Raw genomic sequence first — 21,722 nt, 5'->3', positions numbered from 1 at the left:
ACTCCAGTAAAATTAGTTATTTATTTATTTTTAAAGTTAAAGCATTTAAGGCCACAATGACTGTACTCATACTCATCAAAATAGCGCCCACAGCCGGATCTAGTAAAATACCAATTGGTGCCAAAATACCTGCTGCTAAAGGAATCGCAATGATGTTATAGCCAGCTCCCCACCATAAATTCTGAATCATTTTACGACGGGTTTGTTTCGCTAAATCAAGAAAATGTAAAATATCTTGAGGATTACTGTTGGTTAATACGACGTCGGCTGAGTCAATGGCTACATCTGTTCCAGCACCAATCGCTATCCCAATCGTTGCTCGTGCTAAACTTGGAGCATCATTGATACCATCACCTACCATTGCTACTCGATTGCCTTCATTGACTAACTGTGCGACAATTTTTTCTTTTCCATCTGGTAATAAGCCTGCATAGAATTTTTTCATTCCTAAATATTCAGCCACACTAGCAGCCGCTTCTTGATTATCACCTGTTAACATCACAGGTTCAATCCCACGATTCAGCAATGCTGAAATAAATTCTTTGGCCTCAGGTTTGATCTTATCACCTAAAGCAATTAAGCCAACTAATTGATTGTCAATTAACAAATAACTAATTGTATTTCCTTGCTCTTGATAGGCTTGAATTTTTTCAGTTGGCAATTGTAAATTTAATTCTTCCAATTTTTTTGCGTTAACAATCTGAACGGTTTTACTTGCAACTTCACCTGACAAGCCAACACCAGAAATATTCATTACATTTTCTGCAGTCATTGGTGTGATATTTTCAGTATTTAAATACTTCATAATCCCATTGGCAATTGGATGGTTAGCTGATGCTTCTAAAGCGCCAATATATTGTAATATTTCTTTTTTTGAAAATTGTTCAGCTAAAACTTCTACACCAGTCACAGCAAAAGTTCCTTGAGTTAAAGTCCCTGTCTTATCTAGCAAAATCATATTCAAATCATGGGCATTTTCTAAAGCATTACGATTTTTTAGCAATAAGCCATTTTTAGCAGCAATCGAAGTAGAGCGTGCAACCACTAATGGAACTGCCAATCCTAAAGCATGAGGACAAGCAATAATAAAGACAGTCACCATTCGTTCTAAAGCTTCAGGTAAATCTGCAACAAAAAGCCAAACTACAAAGGCAATTATCCCAGAAAATAATGCTACATAAAACAACCATTTTGCAACTTTGTCAGACATTGCTTCTAATTTAGATTTATCAGCCTGCGCCTTTTTAACCATCTCCATCACTTTTGCAAGATAGCCATTTGCGCCTGTGCCAGTAACAATAATTTTTAAAGTACCATCTCCATTAACAGAACCGCCGATGACCTTTTCACCAACTGTTTTAGTTACACCGCGAGATTCTCCAGTTACAGCTGATTCATCTACAATTGATTGACCAGATTCAATCAAACCGTCTGTCGGCATCTTATCGCCGGCTTTGACAATCAAATGATCACCTTCATTGACTTTTTGCAAGGAAATTTTTTCTTCACTGCCGTCTTTAGTAATTCTAGTGACTTCATCTGGTAAAAGTTCGGCTAATTTTTGTAAAGCATCACTAGCACTCATTACTGCATTCATTTCAATCCAATGACCTAATAGCATGATTACAATCAGCGTGGCTAATTCCCAAAAGAAATTCATCACATGTCCACCGAAGAAGGTATTTGCGACAAATGAATATAAACTATAAATATAAGCAACCGTAATCCCCATCGCAATCAACGTCATCATAGCTGGACTTTTCATCTTCAATTCCATTTTTGCACCACTTAAAAAAGGTTCTCCGCCATAGATAAATAAGATTGTTGCCAAAATTAAAACTATCCAGTCAGAACCTGGAAAAGTAAATTGAAAAGGAAGATCCGCCCCCATCATTGGTGACATCAAAATAATAGGAATCGCAATCACAAGGGACAACCAAAATTTTTGTTTAAAATTTCCCATGTGCATTGAATGATCCATGCCACCCATGTCATGATCACCATGCATTGAGTGATCCATTTGACCCATGTCATGATTTCCATGCATCGAATGGTTCATCTGACCCATATCATGATCGTTATGGATTGAGTGATTTCCATGACTCATTTCACTCTTTTCTTCCATCATATGATCTGCGTGATTCATATCTTTCATATGATTTTTTTCAGGTATGGAATGATCCATTTCTTTATTTTTACTCATTTCATTTTCCTCCAGTCAATGATTTGAAAAATCATTTACATTTGTAAACACAAAACAAGCTTATCATTTGCTTAATTTTTTGTAAAATGAAATCCCTTGAAGTTTTCAAATTTTCATCCTACCAATATTTAACTTGAAAAAAGATTGATTACAAAAAAACAGCTAAGCATTTTGCTTAACTGTTCTTAATTATTCTTCTTCACTTTTTCTTCTTTTCAACAACAAAAAGACAATGATTACCAATAATAAGGCTAAAATAACCCCTAATAATCCATATAACCAAATAGGTAATTTTTGATTATTTTGATTAGTGATTACCGTATTGACCTCTGCTGCTTCTTCGGTAGTAATCGTAAAATTCTTTTTGAAATTCCAAACATTTCCTTTAGCATCCGATACTTTTAAAGCCAGTCGGTAATCGCCAGCTTCTAGCGGTTGATTTTTCCAATCGATCACAAAAGAATAAGTAGAATTAGGCGCCATTTGCATATCATTATCAAAATTAGCTTTCTTGACTAATTCATCTGTTTCTCGATTATAAACTTTTCCATCATATTTCAAATGTCCATAAGCATCCATTGTTGGGTTTTGCAAATTCGCTACAACACTAGTTTTTTGAAACGAAATGGCTGGTTTGACTGATAACAATTTTAAATCTCTGGATACTTCGTTGTCTGTTTCAGTTAATTTTAATCCCAATACGTAACCATAACTATTGCTTATGCCACCACTATTTTTTTTCGTGTCTTTAATGACTTCGATCGCAGCTAAAATCTGACCATCAAATGATTCTGCTGGCATTGTCAGTTCAACCGGCACTCTGACGGAGCTATTTGCAGCTACAGTGACTTCACTTTCTATTTGTGCAATCTCATTGATTGGATATTTTAAAGACGCATCATTGGAGCCTTCATCTTTGTCATAATCAATAAAACCTTGTCTATTTGTATAAGCTTGATTAATCGACATTTGATAAACTGATGGTTGATTGGATGTATTGTTAATGATAAATTCGATTGTTTGCGTTTGACTAGGTGTCATCCTTAAATTAAAAAATGAATCTGTCCCATTGACTTGATTTTCAGGCAGTACTGCTTGGATATCGTAACCTACATCTCCTTCAGCATAAACTGCCTCTTCACCAAGTAAAAAAAATCCCAGTAATAAACTAAACACTAGCGCTAACTTTTTTATAAATTTCATTTGTGACTTCAACATTAACTAGCGTCTGATGTATTAAATAATTGATAGTTAATGGTCCCAGTCAATTTATCACCAGGTACTAAAATATTAGCCGAATCATTAAAATCTATCGAAACGTTACTTATTTCAGTTGAAATATCGCCAATATTTGAATTGTCTTTATCTCCAGATTTTGCAACAATCGCATCCTCTCCTTGAGCGAGAATATTTTTACTATTTACTTTAAATATTGTAACAGGGAATTTTTCAGATGCACTTTTTTGTATTTCGTTTCCCTGAACAGATGCTTTTACACTCCAGTCCCCATTTAATTGGTTATTAAAGACAACGATATTTTGGCCTATTAAAGGTGTAGTTAATGAATAGCTTCCATTTTGTAGCGTAGATTCAAAATCATAGCTTGAAGGTACACTTCTTAAGATAAGTACTCGTTCATCTGGATCTTTGTTATCTATGATTTCCACACTTGTTTTTGACTCTTTTTTTTCGTCAATAAGTTCATCAGCATTGACACTAGTTGCCGCGATATTTACTGCTAATAATCCTAATGCTAACATTCCTAATAATTTGATTCTTTTCATATTCTTCCTCCTATTATTCTGGGTTAGTTGTATCGACTAAACTAATTGTCTGCATTCCAGAGTATTCTCCAGCAGGTGCATCGGCTGGAACCGACAAATAGATGTCTTCTTTTTTTATTTGGTACTGGTAATTCTTTGAAACTGTTGGCGCCGTTTTTAAAATAGTTTTTTCTTGATTTGAAGCAATTTCAGTTGAATAAGCTTCATAGTCTGTTTCTGCTTGACCATCTGAAGTTAATTCTCCTTTTCCTAGGTGCAGACTAATTGGATATTCTTCCCCATTAGAAAAAGTCGATAATTGATATTTAATTTGCCATGAAGTCTGAGGATTTTCCCGCGTATCTTTAATAGTAACAATGAAATCATTTGTTGCTTGAACCTTTTGATTATTACTGGAAATCATTTTCGTCTCAAAGGTCGGGACCTTCACTTCCGTCAACTTCAATGGATTTTCAACTATTCGGACAGTTATTTGACTTTCAGCTTCATAACTTTTGGCATTTGTAATCAGAGGATGGGAAAATAAAAGTAATCCAAACACTAATAAAACTTGTTTATTTTTTCTCAATAGCTTCCCTCCTGACTAGCAAAAAAAGCAATAAGAATCCGAGTATGCACGCGCCTAAAAATGAAAGTAAAAAGGTCTGTCCTTCATTGGTCTGGGGTAGCATGCGGACTTTTGACAATAATCCACTGGTTTCCGTCAAGCGAAAAGTTATTCCCTGTTGGTCATAATCAGTTCGAATTGTTTCTGCAAAAACTTTACCTGGCAAACAACTAATGATAATTAAGAGGAGAGTTATTTTATTTTTGAATTTCATTCCTCTCCTCCTAATCTGGACTGGCGGTATTATTTAATCGCCAAGTCACTTTTACTTGATTGCTGTAGTCTCCGATTGGCAAATAATTTTCAGATTCAAGTAAGACACCACTTGAAGTATCCCATGATTTGACATAACTGAAGTCTTTTATTGCAACAGAATGATTATCCATGACTTGAATTGCCTTAGCTAAATCTGTGCCTACTTCGTTAGCACTATTTTTCCAAATCAAATTGAAACTTTGACTTTCTCCTACCATTTTTGCTGTAATTGTCCAATTTGGATTGCCTTCACGACTGTCAAATACCTTTAAGTCAATAGAATTATCAGCGTCTCTGGGCAATATCCCCTTTGATTTATCAATTGTACGATCGGTCCATTTTAATAAATCTGGTGCCTTCTCAAAAACTATTTTTCCGCTTACATTAATTAGTAATTTAAGTTCTTCACTTTCTTTGATCAATTCAACTTCACCAGTAACCTGATTCTTTTTTTCCCGTTCGATTGAAATAACAAAATTATTATCTCCGTAAACAAGTTGTTCTAAAGGTATTTGAATTTGATCTGATTGAAAATCGGCTAAGCCAGTTGAGATCAATTTTTTTGAATCAAGAACAGTCTCATTTCCAGCTTTACGAAGTGAAAAAATTAAACTATCGCCGTTGTCATCGTCTTGCCACCAGAATTCTTGCATCATACTAGTAGTCCCTTCAGATGAAATAAGTTCTGAAGGATCTTTCTCCACAGTTAACTCTGTGAGAATCTGGTCTTTTTCCCAAGATAGCTTGGTTGGAACATTGGGCTTTTCTATCCAAAAATATGTTGGATCACTAGGAAAAGATAATTCTACTTCCTTCCCCTTTTCCACCCCTATAACCGAAGACGTCATTTCTACAAAGTAGTTTTTTTCCAATGAGGATTTAGTTTTTATCTTGTAACTTAATCTAGCGGTCTGATTGTAACCAATCTCAGCCTTAGTAGGGAATTGGACCAACACTTCACCAGTAGCAGGATTCAGAGTAGCTTCTCCATCAAATACTTTTCCCTCTCCGGTCGTTAGCAGAACTTCACTGATATCACTTGGCTCGTTAAGCTGCAATCCTTCTGACAATAATTTTGTCTGCCATGAACGTATCTCGACTGGTGATTCTCCTGTAATTTTTAAATCCGAATGAACAGTTAAAGTTTCATCTACAGTTGCGGATTTTTCCATCGTTGTATTTTCTTTTTCAACTGTAATGGAATCATCTTGAGAATTAGTCACACCATTTGTCAGCTCACCTTCTAAATTTACCGGTGTTTGGCTAAAGACAAATTTTGTTTCTCCTTTGGCAGAACCATTCGCTGCAGTGAACCCCCAATAAGCTTTATTGTCATTATTAGCTAAATCTAACTCAGTAGATAATTTGTCCCATGGAATCGTTGTAATAGCCGTTGCTTGATCGGTGGCAGGGTTTTTCAAATAATATTGAAATTCCTTTGTATCGGAAACAAATCTATAGCGAAATTCATACCAGGTACCATTTTGAATAGTTGCATTAAGACTTTCGTTTAATGGAATTATTCCATTGTGAACAAGGGCTGCTTGACGAGGGCTACCGATTATTGGAAACCATTTATCAGGATCTAATAATGGAGGATCCAAAGGACTATAACTATCTCGATTACCTGGAAATGCGTATGCCAAATGAGGAGTTGTTTGATTATTTTCATCATAAGCTGCATTAGTACCAAGTAAATTTTTCTTATTCGTGTACAAATCAAATTCAATCGCGACAGATTTTTTTATTGCCCAACTTTCAGGATAGATTTTTGCTGCCCAGTCACCTCTGGAAGCATGGGTAGATCCATAGACACCTAAGTTTTGTCCGTCACTATTTTGAACTGCTGTAGTCAAAGCATTCAATCCAGTATTTTGCATAACAAAAGCAAATCCATCAGCTTGTACCGTTCCAAAGTTCACATATGCTCTACCTTCAAAAGATTGATCAAAGTTCAAACGATAGTCTTCTTGTGACCATATTGAAGTGAAATTATTACTACCTGACAAAGAAATTTGAGAATAAGGCAAGCCGTTATTTTCATCTGGGTTACTTATCGTTGTAACAACTGCATCACTATTTGTGGGTAGAAAAAGGTCTCCAACCGTTATTGCACCTTTTGGAATATAGGTTAGTCCTTCGCCTGCTGCCTCTACTTTTGAACCATAAAACATAAAAGTCATTAAAATAAATAAAAGGGGCGTCATCATCTTCTTAATACATATTATTAAAAACACCTCCTAAATATACCTTCATTTATAATATACATGGATATAATATACGATTCAACCTTTTGACGGAAATATTTTTAATAAAATCATTAATATCGTAGTTTACTATTTTATTCCAAAATAAAGCGCGTTCTTTCTCATATTAATTATATAAATAAAAAAAATCCACATTTTAAATATAATTAACAAATATATTTTTGGAATATAAATAAAAGAACGAAAATATCATTTATAGTTATTTTTTGTCAAAAAAATCCACGCAATCTTTTTTTAGATTACGTGGATTTTTCTTGGATTTTTATTTCATTTGATCAGTGGTAATATAATCTACATTTAATGCGACTACTTTCAGAAAATCGTTATTTAAAACAGTGTATGCGCCAACTTCAAGACCTGCTTTATGAGCTTGTTTGACTTTAGTCTTATTTAAATTTAGATAATCAGTATTAATACCAGCATTTTCACCGAGCTTTCTTGCTTGTTTGATTGTTTTTTTGTCAATATCCTTGACTAATAAGTAATACGAATAATTAGTATTTAACTTACTGATTTTTCTCAAAGTTTTATAGTGAAAAGAAATCACGCGGACTGCCGAAGTACCAAAACCATATTTGTTCAGAAGATTGATAATTTCATTTAATTCTTCAACGGTGGCCGATTTATCTTTGATTTCGATAAATGGACTTTTACCAGTTTGTTGACAGATTTTTAAGAAATCCTCCAACGTAGGGATTTTTAATTCTTTTTTAGTAAAGTTCATGGTTGTATTAATTTTAAAATCCTTCAGTTGATCAACTGTATAATCTTTTACACGACCTTTACCTGTCGTTGTACGATCTATAGTACTGTCATGCATAACTACCCATTGACGATCTGCGGTTAAACGAATATCCGTTTCAATTGCTGTTCCTTTGGCTTTTTTGAAAGCAGGTAATGAATTTTCTGGTGCCTTCATTGTATTTCCACGATGATTTACATATCTGGTAGGAACACTTTTTTTAGCAGGTTCTTCTTTAGTATAAGCCAGCCGCATCATTTTATTTCCTTCAAATTTTCGGTAAGCAGTCGCTGTTGCAGTCTCTACCACCATGCTCTTGGGATCTTTTCCGCCAACGATTGTTCCATTACTAGAAGCTACAATTGCCAAAACAACCAGCAATCCACTTAATAAGATTTTTTTCAAACGACCACCTCCTCAAATCATGTTTTATTCATCAATGACTAATTTAACAGATTTAACTCGAAGCCGTCAATTTTCATAAAATTATTTTTGTTGGGTCATAATGATTGGACCATCTTTAGTAATCGCGATTGAATGTTCATATTGAGCACAAAAACTGCCATCAATCGTTCGTCCAGTCCAGCCGTTAGCATCCATCTGCATTTCCCATGTTCCAGTAGTAATCATTGGTTCAATGGTAATTGTCATACCTTCTTTAAGGCGCATTCCTTTTCCAGCAGTGCCATAATGAGGAAAAAGCGGTTCTTCATGAATTGATGGACCGATACCATGAGCCAGAAAATCTCGGACAACGCTAAAACCATTTTCTTCTGCATAAGTTTGAATCGCGTGTCCGATATCTCCTAAACGATTTCCAACTTGTGCTTGTTCAATTCCTAAGCGTAAAGTTTCTAAAGTAACGGTCATTAATTTTTGATGCAGCTCAGAAATCTCTCCGACTCCATAAGTCCAACAGCTATCAGAAATTGCTCCACGATAATCAACACAAAAATCAACACTCACAATATCGCCAGTTTTTAATCGATAATTGGATGGAAAACCGTGAGCGATCTCATCATTGACACTTGTACAAGTAGCAAATTTATAACCTTCAAAACCAATTTGAGCAGCAACCGCACCCTTTTCTTCGATTCTCTTTTGTACCAATTGATCGATTTGATTAGTGGTAATTCCTGGTTGAATAAACTCTCGTAATTCTTCATGGATACTGGCTAGAATTTCTCCAGATTTTTTCATTTGTTCGATTTCTCTTGGTGATTTTAATGCAATCATTGTTGATACTCCTTTATTGATAATTTTTACGAAATTGTAGTGGGGTAAAATGATATTTTTTCTTAAACGCTTCAATAAAATAGCTTAAATGGTTGAATCCTACACCATAACAAATTTCTGAGATTGTTTGGTTCGTGGTCAATAACTTTTCTTTAGCAATAAATAAACGATAATAAATGACATAATTTTTCGGTGAATAGCCGGTATACAACTTAAACAATTCCGTACATTTATTTTTATTCATATGCCCTCGCTGGCTCAGCTCATCAACCGAAATATCTTCTATGTAATGTTGATGAACATAGTTTAGTAAGGGATAAATTAAGGCCTCCGATTGTTTAGTTTCCGCCGTTTTCTTTTGAAAGACTTTTTCAATAAATTCTAACAAAAAAATTGTCAGGGATAAGAAATTTTCATCGATTGGTTTTGTATGCAGTTCCCTTAAGCGTTTGTCCCATTTAGGATCACGTAAAACAACTTGAAAATCAGCCTGTTCTTCTTGCATCAGCTCTTTTAAATAATTTTGATATAAAATATCATTAAAAAAATACGGAGAAAAGTCAACACAAAGATACTCGACTTCATCGGTTAAAACTTTTGCTTGATGTAACCGTCCACTATTAATAAACAATAATTTATCTTCGTCTAAATAAATCTTTTCACGACCAACTTGATAGGAAAATTTCCCTTCTAAAATCCAGACCAGTTGAAATTCTTTATGCCAATGAAGACGAATCCCGTCTCCTCGATCTTTTATTAACTTGTTTCGATATATAGCAACTGGCAATTTTCCAGTAACGTGTTGAGTCGCCTCTTTAAAATTTACATCTGTCAAAAAGTTCATTTTATCTCCTCATTTACACAATAGTGATAAAAATACAGAAAATAGTGATAGTATTGAAAAAAAACATATAGTTATAATAGCATAGTTGGTATTTTATTGTGAAGGAGTGACATGATGAGTAATTTACAAAAGGGATTAACATCTGTGATTGTTGGTTCGATTTTATGGGGGGCATCTGGTACAGTGGCGGAATTATTTTTCTCAGAAAGTACCGTCAGTACTCAATGGGTTGTCGCTTTGCGGTTACTTGGTGCCGGTATTTTGCTTTTATTATGGTGTTTGTTTACGATTCCTCATCAATTTAAAAACCTTTTAAGACAACCAAAACAAGTATTGGCTGTTTGTCTTTTTGGTTTTTTAGGTGTTTTACCTTCTCAATTTACTTATTTTATGGCTATTCGCACAGGAAATGCTCCTACTGCGACAATTTTACAATTTTTGAGTCCTTTATTTATTTTACTTTATTTCACGATTACTAAAAGAGAATTACCACGGAGAATCGACAGTTTTTGTGTCTTTTTAGCGATGTTTGGAACTTATTTATTAGTTACTAAAGGACAATTCAATCAATTGGCTTTATCGCCTGAAGCTTTTATCTGGGGAATTTTATCTGGAGTCAGTGCAGCTCTTTATACCCTGTTACCGCGAAAATTATTACAAGCCTTCGATGCAAAATTGGTCACCGGCTTAGCGATGTTTGTTTCAGGGATTGCTCTTTCACCAATCTTAATAAGTACTGATGTTCCGGTATTAGCACCACGAAATTGGGGTATGCTGGCCTTTATTGTAATCGGAGGGACAATGTTTTCTTATTTATTCTATATCCAAAGTTTACAATATATCGATGCTAGTTTGACAAGCATGCTAAGTTCTTTTGAACCATTAACGGCAACAATTTTGTCTGTAGCTTTGTTGCATACTGCTTTTGGGCTGCCAGAAATAATTGGGGCTTTGTTTATTTTATCAACAACTTTCCTACAAGCTTGGGCCAGTCATCGAGAGTTAGCCAAAACATAAAGTGAAGCCCATTTTAAAAATGAGCTTCACTTTTTTTAATGATAAAAATCAGCACGACCTTTTGACAGCATCTCTTTGACACCGCCTGTTTCCATTAAGGAGCGATCCATGATGGCTTTTTTGATGAATGAAGCAGGATAACCTTTCACTTCAGCCGGTCCAACGATTCCTAAAGCATCTGTATTTCCAATTGATGCTACTGTTCCTAAAGAGTGAAATACAAATGGCGCTTGTTTTTTTCCTGCTGCTTTAGCTAAAATATCTTTTGCGGCATACTGTCCCATTTTTAAAGATAATTGGGCCGTGGTTGGATAAGGTTTCCCTGTTGTATCATCCACTACAAAAGCAACATCACCAACAAAATAAATTTTATCATCATCGGGATCGGTAAGATTTGCTTTCACAGCAATTCGATTACGTTTGGCTGAAAAACCAGAGTCTTTGATTACATGGCTGCCACTGACACCAGTTGTCCAAATAATTGTTTTAGCAGTCAATTCGGTACCATCATCACAAGTTACTACGTCATCAGTAACCGCTTGGATTCTTTTTGGTCGGAAAAATTTCACACCCCGTTCTTCCAAGTGTTTCATACCGTAAGCCGATAACTTTTCGCTAAACATCGGCAAATATTGTTTACCAGAATCTACACAAAAAATTTCAATTTGATTTGGATTTACTTTGGCGGTTTCAGCTAATTTTTCACGGGCATCTAGTAAAGCCCCTAATAATTCAGTTCCAGTAAAACCAGCGCCTGCAACAATTATTTTCAAATACTCTGGGTTGTTTGTCTCTTGATATTTAATCATCATTGCATGCAAATGATGCTGAATGGCTTCTGCTGAGTCAACATCATCCATTTTTAGACAGTATTCCGTCACGCCCTCAATGCCGAAGGACTCTGATTCAAAACCTAAAGCAACAATCAAATAATCATAAGATAATTCTTGTCCATCACTTAAACGCACCCATTGTTTTTCAGGCAAGATTTTCTCTACTTCCCCTTGAACAAAATGCGTGCATTTATGATTGACTACTTCTTCAATCGGATAAGTAATCGCTTCAGCCGACTGTGTTCCAGCAGCAACTTCATGCAAGTTTGTTGCTTCATAATGATAATTGTTGCGATCTACTAAAGTTATTTTTATATCGTGGTGAAGCTGTAATTCTCGTAAAGCTCTCAATCCAGCATAACCCGCACCTAAAATTAAGACGTCCATCATTTTTCCTCCTTATTAATCTTACTTCCATTGTAGCAAGAAAAAAAGAAAATGACAGGGGTTTCAATAACAAAAAAAGCCCTAACGGACTCTTTTTGTTTAACGTTTAACCGATTTGATATTCAAAATGCACAATCCGCCAATCATGGCAAAAGCAAATGAGACTAAAAAGATAGCTGAAAAACCAGCGATTGAAATAACTGCAGCTGCAATTACTGGGGCTAAAGCTTGGGTAATTGTATTACCTAAATTGTATACTCCTAGGAAAAATGCTACCCGCTCTTTATCAGGAATTACCTCTAGATTCAATAAATTATCCAATGAATTCCAAATGCCCATTCCTAAATCAGCAGTAAAACCGTAAATAATAATCGCTGTATCATTTCATAAAAAGAATAGACTTAAAGCACCAATTCCTAATGAAATTGTTGATAAAGCGACAGGTAATTTCAAAACATTAAATTTATCAGAGATTGGTCCAGCAATAAAGCCCATGGCAATCCCGAAAATTAACATGATTGTATTGATCAATTGAATCGAAGTTTGTGTACCAGAAGCTCCTTTGTTTAAAAAGTCAGTCATAATATATAGCAAGTAGCCAGTAATAGCAAAGTTTCCGACACCTTGAAAAAGTTTACCAATCAGTGCTAAATAATAATCGCGACCAACTGACCATTTTGGAAAAATAGTTAAGACTTCTTTTAATTGAAATTTTTCTTTTTTCTCTGCTTTAACCGCGACTGCTTCATTTAAATTTCCCGGTTCTCGAACGATTGCCACAGCAATAAACGTACCGACAAAAGTAATAATGCCAAAAATAATAAAGCCAAGACGGAAATTTCCTAAAAAAGCTGCTGCAATAATTGTAAAGCCATTATTTCCTAACGCCATTCCTAAACCGCCATAAGCACCGGAGGCAGTTCCACGACCATTTTCAGGTGCGAAGTCCAACCATGCGACCATTGGTGCCACAATAAAATTTAAAGCGACTTGGCCTAACATCCAAGCTGCTAACAATGGCGGTACACTGTTGGCCATTGACGCTAAAATCATCGCAATCATAAAGAAAAATGCGCCGCCAACAATCCAAGGTGTCCGTTTGCCAAAGCGACTTCTTGTTCGATCGGATAATAATCCGGCGACCATATTGGAAACAGCTGCTACCACCATCCCACAAGTCGAAAACAAGGCCACCAATTCAATTTTATTTTCTGAATTAATTTGTTGAATTAAAGCTGGTAAAAATAAACTTGATGCTGCAATATATGGACCTAACCATGCTGCCGGACCAATCACAAGGCCAGGTAATAATCTTTTTAAGGGAATCGAAACCATTTTTACTTCCTCCTCTTTCTATTTGAAACTATTATTTTGATAATTGCAATAAACTACTTGAAATATCCTTAGTCGCCTGATAAACCTTCTGCCAAATAGTGTAAACTTCAGCGTATTTTGCGACCTTCTCTTCATTCGGGAAAAAGACTCGTTCTTGGTAATTCACAAAAGTTGTCACTATTTCAGAAAGTTGACCCCAACCACAGCCAATCGCTGCAATCATACAAGCACCTGCACCAGGTCCCTGCTCAACCACTAAACTTTTTATTTTGGCATTAAAAATGTCTGCTTGCATTTGTAACCATTCGGGGTTTTTAGCTCCACCACCGACAGAAATCATTTCCTTGAAAGCTTTATTTTTAGTTTCTTCCATTAATAGTTGAGAATCTTTCAAACTAAAGGTAATCCCTTCCAAAACAGCACGAGCAAAATGGTCTCTCTGATGGCGAGTATCAATACCTATAAAACTGCCACGAATTTGGCTATCAAAATGCGGCGTCCTTTCTCCAACAATGTATGGTGCAAATAGTAATCCTTCACTACCAGCTGGTATTTCCCCAATATCTTTTAACAATTCAGAAAAACTTTCCTCTTTAGCAAAGCTATCTTTAAACCATGATAAAGAATTTCCTGCAGCTAAAGTAACTCCCATCGAGTAATAGCTATTTGGAATCACATGATTGAAAAAGTGTAGCTTGCCTTGATAATCCTGAATATTTTTTTCAAAACTACTAAATACACCACTAGTTCCGATTGAAATCAAAGCAGCATCCTCATTAACTAAGCCAGCTCCTAATGCACCACAAGCGTTATCAGCCCCACCAGCAAAAATCTTAACCGGTTGAGTAAAGCCAAATTTTTCAGTCAATGATGATTTCATCACACCAACTTGATCAGTAGCAGCAACTAGTTTCGGTAAAATAGCCGAATCAATCTTAAATTGTTCCAGAATTTCTCGTGACCACTGTCGCTTTTCAACATCCAATAATAAAGTACCTGCCGCATCACTGTAATCAGTCACTAGCTGATCGGTAAAATAAAAGCTTAAATAATCTTTCGGCAACATCAGATGTCTTACTTTTCCCCAAACCTTAGGCTCATTTTCTTGTAACCATAAAATTTTAGGTAACGTAAAACCTTCTAAAGCAATATTTTTTGTAATTTGTAATAATTCTTCACCAAAATTTGCCATAATTTCTTGGCATTGTTTTGAGGTTCGAACATCATTCCACAAGATTGCTGGATAAATCGGTTGTTTTTCTTCACCTAGGACTACTAGTGAATGCATTTGTCCTGAAAAACTAATTCCCGCTAAGTTTTCTTTTAAGCTGGGGAATGTAGCCACTAATTCTGTTAAGACTTGATCACAAGCTGCGATCCAGTCAGCTGGATTTTGTTCTGAAAAACCAGACTGCGGGGAGGACAAAGAATAATCGCTACTTCTTTCGGCGACGACTTGACCATTTTGATTCATCACAATCCCTGTTAAACTACTGGTTCCTAAATCAATTCCTAATACGTAACGCATCTTTTCCCCTCCAAAAATCTAGATTAAGTAATCATTTAAAACTGATTTAATGTATTCAATGTGACTAGATGGCATGTCCACTTCTGATTGATTCAAAGCGTAATTAGTTAACGATTCTAAATCTTCTTTTCCAGCGACAATTTCGGCTCCAATCCCTGATTTAAAACTGCTGTAACGCTCAGCTTTTAAATCTTCGAAGAATTTATCCTCTTTTAATTTAGCAGCAGCTTTCAAACCTCTGGCAAAATTATCCATTCCAGCAATGTGAGCTAAAAATAGGTCTTCCATCGCAAATGATGAACGACGAACTTTCGCATCGAAATTAATACCTCCAGGAGCAATTCCACCATTATCTAAAACTTCATACATCACTAAAGTTGTATCGTAAATATTAGTAGGAAACTCATCAGTATCCCAGCCTAATAAAACATCTCCTTGGTTGGCATCTAATGAACCTAACGCACCGTAAGTTCGTGCGACAGCAATTTCATGTTCGAAAGTGTGACCGGCTAATGTCGCATGATTGGCTTCTAAATTTAATTTAAAATTACCAGTTAAATTATATTTTTGGATAAAAGCCATCGCAGTTGCAGCATCAAAATCATATTGATGTTTTGATGGTTCTTTTGGTTTTGGTTCTAATAAAAATTGTGGTTTATGACCGATCTTTTCGCCGTAAGCAATCGCCATTTTAAAGAAACGCGCAATATTATCTTGCTCAAAACCCATATCGGTATTTAATAACGTTTCATATCCTTCCCGACCACCCCAAAAGACATAATTTTCTCCACCTAATTTTTTAGAAAGATCCAAACCCTTTTTGACTTGTGCCGCTGCGAAAGCATATACGTCCGCATGATTAGTTGATGCTGCACCGTTAACGTAACGAGGATTTGAAAACATATTGGCAGTGTTCCATAAAAGTTTAATCCCTGTTTGATCCATTTTTTCTTTAATCAAGTCAGTAATTTCATCCAGATTTTCAAAAAATTCAGCTAATGAATCACCTTCAGGTGCAATATCAACATCATGGAAACAAAAATATTCCGCACCTAGTTTTTCACAAATTTCAAAGAAAGCTTCTACTCGATTTTTAGCAGTTTCCATTGGTGTTTCACCAAACCAAGTTCTTTGATTGACTGGATTACCAAATGGATCTGAACCATCTTGAGTCATCGTATGCCAGTAAGCAATTGAAAAACGTAAATGTTCTTTCATAGATTTACCAGCAATGATTTCCTCTGGATTATAATGGCGAAATGCAAAAGGATTTTTGGTTTTTGGTCCTTCATATTTAATTTTTTCGATTTTTTCAAAGTAAGTCATGTAATTTCCTCTTTTCTTAATACGCTTTCAAAACGCTAGAATAATCAACTCAGTTCATCTTTTCTGGCCAGCAAAAACATGTTGCAAGATGTAACCGATTTCTTGGACTAATCATAAAAAATTTTCTTGTGACAATCTATATCAAAATGAAGCAAAAAATTACCATTTTTCGTATTTAAACACTGATAAACAAAAAGAAAGCCAGAAATATCAAGCATTTCTGGCTTTCTAAATTAATTTTCGGTAACTTTTCGATAATCCTTTGGTGACATACCACTCCAAGTTTTAAATTGGCGGGTAAAATGTGAAGCATTCTGGTAGCCAATAATTTCGGCAATTTCATGAACAGATAATTTTGGTTGATGTAGTAAAAATTTTGCTTCGTTGTATTTCAGCTGATCCAAATATTGTTTTGGACTCATGCCGTAAACCTTTTTGAAGCTTTTCAGCATACTGCTCTTACTGATAATTAAAGCTTCGGCTACATAGTCCATCGTCAACAAGTAACGGTTCTCTTCTGTAGGATACTCGGTAAATGTGCGGAAATTTCTCTGAATATTTTCGGCGATACTTTTTGCTAGGATCAAAGAATTATTATCTGAATGATCAATTTTGACTTGCTCAGCTTCAGCATATTCCAATAGACTATTGACTAAATTTAATAAAAGTATTTCGACTCGTAATTTTTTTTTAATGGTAAATGCTGTTTGATTTAACAAGCTTACATATTCCAATAAAATGGTTGCAATCTTTTCATACTGGGGGTTTTCTCGTTGAAATTGAGTCGGGCAATACATCAATAACTGCTGCTGAATTTCTGGATCATCAATATCAAAATGAACACAAAAATATTCCATTCCATCTTCTGAGATACAAGAATTCTCATGCCGCAAGCCAGGTGTAATCAAGGCGATATCATTTTCTTCAAACTGATAAGTTATTCCATCAAAAATTGTTTCTTGCACGCCACTAATAATCAACATTATTTCAAAAGCAAAGTGAGTTTCCGGTTCAGCTTTCCAACCATTAGGGACCCACTGCTTATGACCGCCAAAAGATTTTATATTGGCATTTACATCAGGTAAATTAACGATTTCTTCTAACCATTCTGGTCTCTCATTCAATTTCATCACCTTTATAAATACGAAAAATGGTAATTTTTCAATCTATTTTGATATTTATTATACACTTTTTTTCTTTTATCATAAAGCCATCGCAAGAAATCGATTTCAAAACTATTTTTTAACATTGCATGCAAACGTTATCAAAGATTTCGACAATAGAAAGGAATTTTACCATGACAATTAAAAACCCAATTATTCCTGGCATGGCGCCAGATCCATCCATTATTCGCGTTGAAGAAACTTATTATATTGCTACATCAACTTTTCACTGGAATCCAGCCGTTCAAATTTTTGAATCCAAAGATTTAGCCAACTGGGAACTAATTGGCTATGCTTTAGAAAATGGCGAAGTCAATCTTCGAGGAACCAATACACCAGCAGGCGTTTGGGCACCTCATTTATCTTATGATCCTGAAACAAAGAAATATTGGTTAGCCTATTCCCATATGTTAAATATGGCCGGTCGAGAATTTAATTCTGATTCTTATGCTATGTGGGCAGATGATATCCGTGGTCCTTGGTCTGAACCGATTTATTTAACTTCAATTGGTTTTGACCCAGCCATTTATCATGATAAAGATGGAAAAAAATATGTAGCGATTTTAGAATGGGAAACGCGACAAGGTTACCAAGCACCCGGTCATATTGTAATTGCGGAAGTTGATTTAAAAAAAGGTGGCATTATCGGTGAATGGCATCGGGTAACCCATGGTTTTACAACTCGTGGATGTGCCGAAGCTCCGCAGATTTATCAACATGATGATTATTATTATTTATTAATCGCGGCAGGTGGTACAGGTTATGGTCATGATGTTGAGATTGGTCGTTCCAAAAATGTTTTTGGTCCTTACGAGCCACATCCATCAGGTGAACCAATCATTACTTCATCACCAAATCATTTATTTTCATTAGGTGATCCCGACGCTGGTCATTTTGAAATGTATAATCCCAATTCTTTAATGCAAAAAGCTGGTCATGGTTCTTTAGTTGAAACCCACACTGGTGAATTTTACATTGCACATTTGATGTCGCGTCCACTTTCAGGAGAATTATTAAATCCTTTAGGTCGTGAAACTTCATTACAAAAAATGACTTGGACAGCTGATGGCTGGCTAGAAATGGCTGACGGTTCTAATTTAGCGAAAATGGAAGTTGAAGGCATGAAAGATAACGATGCCGAAACAATTGGTAATTTTGATATTTATGACGACTTTTCAAAAGAAGCTTTTACAAAAAAATTCATGACGCCTTATCGTGAACAAACAGTTAAGTGGGCCAACACGACTGAACGTCCTGGTTATTTAAGAATCCATGGAGAAAATTCTTTCTTCTCTCAAAATAATCCAGCAATTTTAGCAACTCGCGCAACTTCTTTCGATTATGAAGTCGATACAAAAGTTGTCTTTCAACCGGTCCATTATTCTGAAACAGCTGGTTTAGGTCTATATTATGATTCAAATAATTGGTTATATGTGCATTTAACTTATTCAGAAGAAAAAAATGCTACTATTTTAACGGTTCTACAAGCTAAATTAGGCACGAGAATTGAGTATGTTAATCATCGTGTTGAAGTTCCAAATCATGCTGCTAACTTAAAAATTGTTTACAATCACGGCTATGCTGATATTTTATATAAACTTTATGAGACAGATCATTGGACAACTTTATTGCAAAAAATTGACGTGAAATATCTTTCTGATGAAGGTGTCAACGGTGAACCTGGAGAAATTGGTGGCTTTACAGCTTTGTTTAATTTCTTAGGTAGTGTTGATGCCAATCAACATCAATCTTTCGCTGATTTTGAGTATTATCAAGTCAAAAATCAATAAATAGAAAACTCCTTGAAGTTACGGACAACCGTTACTCAAGGAGTTTTTTAATTAAAGCTTCTTAACGAACTCAGATTTTAATTTCATAGGTCCAAAGCCGTCAACTTTGCAATCAATATTATGATCGCCTTCAACCAATCGGATATTTTTTACTTTAGTGCCTTGTTTAATTGGATTGCTGGCGCCTTTTACTTTTAAATCTTTGATTACTGTAACACTATCGCCTTCTGCCAATAAATTTGCATTAGCATCTTTAGCGATAACTCCTTCTGTGGCAACTTCGGCTGATTCGTTCCATTCATGTCCACATTCTGGGCAAACAAATAAGCCACGGTCCTCATAAGTATATTCTGAACCACATTCTGGACATTTTGGTAGTTGTGACATGGTGAGTCTCCTTTTCATTTTTACAAATTTACTGCTTAACTTTTATTCTAACAAAAAAATACTGCTTGTGAAAAGAGGCATAAGCAATTTTGTCGATTTTTCCAGTGATTTCAATCACTTCCCTATCTTTCTTCACATTTTCCACATATTCGTGTTTTATAATACATAATATAATTAGGTTCTACTCTATCTGAGGTGCAAAGAATGAAATACTTATATCAGTTAATGCTGGCTTTTTTTATTTTAACTTTAGCCATCATTTCAATCATTGGTCTAACCTTTTCTCAATTTACTAGACGAACGTTGGAACAAAATAATTATAGTCAGCTCAGTCACTACGCTGAGACAATTGCCGATCCACCAGCCAGTTTCCAGACAAATCCCTACTTTAATAGTGGCAGTGTCAGCGAACAGTTAATCAATCGGATTTCTTATACTGAAGACGTTTTAAAATCACAAAATGTCGAATTTGCTTTTATCAATGCTGATAATGAAGCTGAATATCCCGAAATTAACCAAACTCTTTTGAATAAATTAGTCACCAAAAAAGAATTTAAAATGGTAAAAAACCGAAGCGAAATTCGTAAAACTTTAAATTACGATTTAAACAATCAAAATGTCTCGACTGCTTATGTTTTAAGAGGATTATATCAAGTTGATACTGGGGAATTTCTAGGTATTTTAGTGATTTCTCAAAATGCTAAAATGATTCATGACAACGCTAATGCCATGTTTGCTGATTTAGGAAAAGGATTTATCGTATCCGCTGTTATTGCTTTAATCATCAGTTACTTTTTAGCTCAACGACAAGCAAAAAAAGTTAAAATATTTAATGACGCCACGAAAAAAATTGCCGCTGGAGATTTTGATGTTCAGTTAGCAGCAAATAATAGTCAAGATGAATTCAGTCAATTGGGACACTCCTTTAACGATATGGCAGTTTCTTTAAAAGAATCCAGTGAAGAAATTGATCGCCAGGAAGAATTACGCAAACAATTTATGGCAGATGCTTCCCACGAGATGAAGACGCCTCTTACTACAATCAAGGGCTTACTAGAAGGTATGAGATACGACGCTATACCTGCCGCCCAAAAGAAAAATGCCATTAATTTAATGGAAAAAGAAACTGACCGCATGATTCGTTTAATTAAAGAAAATTTAGATTACGAAAGTATTCGTGCCAACCAAATCAAGATTAATTTACAAGAGTTTAACGCGACGGATGCTTTAAAAGATATTGTTACTCAAATGGAAAATAAAGCAGCCGATGAGGGGGATCAGTTGATTTTGGAAGCTCCTGAAAAAGTCCATATCACTGCAGACTACGATCGCTTTACCCAAATCGTTGTTAATATTGTACAAAATGCGATTCAATTTACCCATGATGGAAAAATTATGATTCAAGCTAGTCAGGATGACCAAGGTACAGTAATTAAAATTTCTGATACCGGTATTGGCATGGATCCTGAACAAATCAAAAATATTTGGGAACGATATTATAAAGTTGACCCTTCTCGTACCAATAAAAAGTACGCAGAATCTGGTTTAGGTTTATCAATCGTCCAACAATTAATGAAGCTCCACAATGGAACGGTAACTGTTGTCAGTGAACTAAATCAAGGGACCACCTTTGAACTACACTTTCCCAATCGATAAAAAGAAGCCATTTTCCTAGTGAGGGAAAATGGCTTCTTTTGCTATTCTTTAAAAATCTACTTGATAAGTAGCAACACTGGCAATGCCATCAACAATCTGAATAATTAAAACCGTTTCTCCTACTTCAATTGATTCTGTTTGCTGATAAAGCTGAGCAGGAAAAATATTGCCGCTATCAATTACTTGAATTTCTCCTAATTTTTCAGGACGAATCCTCTGGGTACAACGGGCCAAAATTAGTTTTTCATTGGACAATGTATTGGTTTTATTTTTATCCGTCAAGCGATTAAACAGCGCCATTCCTGGAAAAAAAATTAAATTGATTAAAACAAAGATCACTAAGATGACTAAGATAATTAAGG

At 35.3% G+C, this 21,722-nt stretch carries 20 protein-coding genes; 3 read left to right on the top strand and 17 right to left on the bottom strand.

Features of this window, described 5'->3' with window-relative positions; genetic code table 11:
* Positions 1–16: 16 nt before the first annotated feature.
* The 9 genes from ID741_RS14570 to ID741_RS14530 form a co-directional block, all read right to left on the bottom strand.
* A complete protein-coding gene (locus ID741_RS14570; protein ID WP_438721234.1) occupies positions 17–2,125 on the bottom strand; it encodes a heavy metal translocating P-type ATPase in 2,109 nt (702 codons plus the stop codon).
* Positions 2,126–2,392: 267 nt separating this feature from the next.
* Positions 2,393–3,406, bottom strand: a complete 1,014-nt coding sequence (locus ID741_RS14565) for a DUF916 and DUF3324 domain-containing protein (RefSeq protein ID WP_438720497.1) — start codon at positions 3,404–3,406, stop codon at positions 2,393–2,395.
* 14 nt (positions 3,407–3,420) lie between these two features.
* Complete coding sequence (locus ID741_RS14560; RefSeq protein WP_438720496.1) at positions 3,421–3,987, bottom strand: hypothetical protein; 567 nt, start codon at positions 3,985–3,987, stop codon at positions 3,421–3,423.
* A 13-nt stretch (positions 3,988–4,000) separates the two neighbouring features.
* Positions 4,001–4,555, bottom strand: coding sequence for a hypothetical protein (locus ID741_RS14555; RefSeq protein ID WP_438720495.1), 555 nt, complete (start codon positions 4,553–4,555; stop codon positions 4,001–4,003).
* Positions 4,542–4,808 (bottom strand): LPXTG cell wall anchor domain-containing protein, encoded by a 267-nt coding sequence (locus ID741_RS14550; protein ID WP_438720494.1) that lies wholly within the window; start codon positions 4,806–4,808, stop codon positions 4,542–4,544. Before ID741_RS14550 ends, ID741_RS14555 begins: the two co-directional genes overlap by 14 nt.
* Positions 4,809–4,818: 10 nt before the next feature.
* On the bottom strand, positions 4,819–7,086 hold the full coding sequence (locus ID741_RS14545; RefSeq protein WP_438720493.1) for a hypothetical protein: 2,268 nt from the start codon (positions 7,084–7,086) through the stop codon (positions 4,819–4,821).
* Between the two features lie 292 nt (positions 7,087–7,378).
* Complete coding sequence (locus tag ID741_RS14540; RefSeq protein WP_438720492.1) at positions 7,379–8,263, bottom strand: glycerophosphodiester phosphodiesterase family protein; 885 nt, start codon at positions 8,261–8,263, stop codon at positions 7,379–7,381.
* Between the two features lie 81 nt (positions 8,264–8,344).
* A complete protein-coding gene (map, locus tag ID741_RS14535) occupies positions 8,345–9,094 on the bottom strand; it encodes a type I methionyl aminopeptidase (protein ID WP_438720491.1) in 750 nt (249 codons plus the stop codon).
* A 13-nt stretch (positions 9,095–9,107) separates the two neighbouring features.
* On the bottom strand, positions 9,108–9,938 hold the full coding sequence (locus ID741_RS14530; RefSeq protein ID WP_438720490.1) for a helix-turn-helix domain-containing protein: 831 nt from the start codon (positions 9,936–9,938) through the stop codon (positions 9,108–9,110).
* A 114-nt stretch (positions 9,939–10,052) separates the two neighbouring features.
* Here ID741_RS14530 and ID741_RS14525 point away from each other — a divergent pair, with 114 nt between their 5' ends.
* Entirely contained in the window at positions 10,053–10,955 is a 903-nt protein-coding gene (locus ID741_RS14525) for a DMT family transporter (RefSeq protein WP_438720489.1), read from the top strand.
* Positions 10,956–10,990: 35 nt separating this feature from the next.
* Here the strand turns inward: ID741_RS14525 and ID741_RS14520 are convergent, their stop codons facing one another.
* From ID741_RS14520 to ID741_RS14495, 6 genes are all read right to left on the bottom strand, one after another.
* On the bottom strand, positions 10,991–12,178 hold the full coding sequence (locus tag ID741_RS14520) for an NAD(P)/FAD-dependent oxidoreductase (RefSeq protein WP_438720488.1): 1,188 nt from the start codon (positions 12,176–12,178) through the stop codon (positions 10,991–10,993).
* Positions 12,179–12,274: 96 nt separating this feature from the next.
* Entirely contained in the window at positions 12,275–12,514 is a 240-nt protein-coding gene (locus ID741_RS14515; protein ID WP_438720487.1) for a hypothetical protein, read from the bottom strand.
* Positions 12,515–12,559: 45 nt separating this feature from the next.
* On the bottom strand, positions 12,560–13,510 hold the full coding sequence (locus tag ID741_RS14510) for an MFS transporter (RefSeq protein WP_438720486.1): 951 nt from the start codon (positions 13,508–13,510) through the stop codon (positions 12,560–12,562).
* Positions 13,511–13,541: 31 nt separating this feature from the next.
* Positions 13,542–15,038: a xylulokinase gene (xylB, locus tag ID741_RS14505; RefSeq protein ID WP_438720485.1), complete on the bottom strand. Its 1,497-nt coding sequence runs from the start codon at positions 15,036–15,038 to the stop codon at positions 13,542–13,544.
* An 18-nt stretch (positions 15,039–15,056) separates the two neighbouring features.
* Positions 15,057–16,364, bottom strand: a complete 1,308-nt coding sequence (xylA, locus tag ID741_RS14500; RefSeq protein ID WP_438720484.1) for a xylose isomerase — start codon at positions 16,362–16,364, stop codon at positions 15,057–15,059.
* A 233-nt stretch (positions 16,365–16,597) separates the two neighbouring features.
* A complete protein-coding gene (locus ID741_RS14495; RefSeq protein WP_438720483.1) occupies positions 16,598–17,488 on the bottom strand; it encodes a helix-turn-helix domain-containing protein in 891 nt (296 codons plus the stop codon).
* Between the two features lie 173 nt (positions 17,489–17,661).
* On the opposite strand from ID741_RS14495, the gene ID741_RS14490 reads away from it, so the two are divergent.
* Positions 17,662–19,317, top strand: a complete 1,656-nt coding sequence (locus ID741_RS14490; RefSeq protein WP_438720482.1) for a family 43 glycosylhydrolase — start codon at positions 17,662–17,664, stop codon at positions 19,315–19,317.
* 51 nt (positions 19,318–19,368) lie between these two features.
* Here ID741_RS14490 and ID741_RS14485 read toward each other — a convergent pair whose 3' ends face one another.
* Positions 19,369–19,704, bottom strand: a complete 336-nt coding sequence (locus tag ID741_RS14485) for a zinc ribbon domain-containing protein YjdM (protein ID WP_438720481.1) — start codon at positions 19,702–19,704, stop codon at positions 19,369–19,371.
* A 204-nt stretch (positions 19,705–19,908) separates the two neighbouring features.
* On the opposite strand from ID741_RS14485, the gene ID741_RS14480 reads away from it, so the two are divergent.
* Positions 19,909–21,360 (top strand): ATP-binding protein, encoded by a 1,452-nt coding sequence (locus ID741_RS14480; protein WP_438720480.1) that lies wholly within the window; start codon positions 19,909–19,911, stop codon positions 21,358–21,360.
* A 48-nt stretch (positions 21,361–21,408) separates the two neighbouring features.
* On the opposite strand, the gene ID741_RS14475 is transcribed toward ID741_RS14480, so the two are convergent.
* A partial coding sequence (locus ID741_RS14475; protein ID WP_438720479.1) for a hypothetical protein occupies positions 21,409–21,722 on the bottom strand: 314 nt, incomplete at its 5' end.

The organism is Enterococcus sp. AZ103, from assembly GCF_051714685.1.
In the GTDB taxonomy this organism is placed as follows: Bacteria; Bacillota; Bacilli; order Lactobacillales; family Enterococcaceae; genus Enterococcus_A; species Enterococcus_A alishanensis.
The sequence above is the reverse complement of the archived record's forward strand: the minus strand, read 5'-3'. Positions and strand labels throughout refer to the sequence as shown.

Excerpts from the sequence above, each read along its gene's own strand:
- ID741_RS14485 (WP_438720481.1), bottom strand. The coding sequence starts at position 19,704 with ATGTCACAACTACCAAAATGTCCAGAATGTGGTTCAGAATATACTTAT.
- ID741_RS14490 (WP_438720482.1), top strand. The coding sequence starts at position 17,662 with ATGACAATTAAAAACCCAATTATTCCTGGCATGGCGCCAGATCCATCC.
- ID741_RS14515 (WP_438720487.1), bottom strand. The coding sequence starts at position 12,514 with ATGGGCATTTGGAATTCATTGGATAATTTATTGAATCTAGAGGTAATT.
- ID741_RS14570 (WP_438721234.1), bottom strand. The coding sequence starts at position 2,125 with ATGGAAGAAAAGAGTGAAATGAGTCATGGAAATCACTCAATCCATAAC.
- ID741_RS14480 (WP_438720480.1), top strand. The coding sequence starts at position 19,909 with ATGAAATACTTATATCAGTTAATGCTGGCTTTTTTTATTTTAACTTTA.
- ID741_RS14525 (WP_438720489.1), top strand. The coding sequence starts at position 10,053 with ATGAGTAATTTACAAAAGGGATTAACATCTGTGATTGTTGGTTCGATT.
- ID741_RS14520 (WP_438720488.1), bottom strand. The coding sequence starts at position 12,178 with ATGATGGACGTCTTAATTTTAGGTGCGGGTTATGCTGGATTGAGAGCT.
- xylB (WP_438720485.1), bottom strand. The coding sequence starts at position 15,038 with ATGCGTTACGTATTAGGAATTGATTTAGGAACCAGTAGTTTAACAGGG.
- ID741_RS14565 (WP_438720497.1), bottom strand. The coding sequence starts at position 3,406 with ATGAAATTTATAAAAAAGTTAGCGCTAGTGTTTAGTTTATTACTGGGA.
- ID741_RS14530 (WP_438720490.1), bottom strand. The coding sequence starts at position 9,938 with ATGAACTTTTTGACAGATGTAAATTTTAAAGAGGCGACTCAACACGTT.
- xylA (WP_438720484.1), bottom strand. The coding sequence starts at position 16,364 with ATGACTTACTTTGAAAAAATCGAAAAAATTAAATATGAAGGACCAAAA.
- ID741_RS14550 (WP_438720494.1), bottom strand. The coding sequence starts at position 4,808 with ATGAAATTCAAAAATAAAATAACTCTCCTCTTAATTATCATTAGTTGT.
- map (WP_438720491.1), bottom strand. The coding sequence starts at position 9,094 with ATGATTGCATTAAAATCACCAAGAGAAATCGAACAAATGAAAAAATCT.
- ID741_RS14510 (WP_438720486.1), bottom strand. The coding sequence starts at position 13,510 with ATGGTTTCGATTCCCTTAAAAAGATTATTACCTGGCCTTGTGATTGGT.
- ID741_RS14560 (WP_438720496.1), bottom strand. The coding sequence starts at position 3,987 with ATGAAAAGAATCAAATTATTAGGAATGTTAGCATTAGGATTATTAGCA.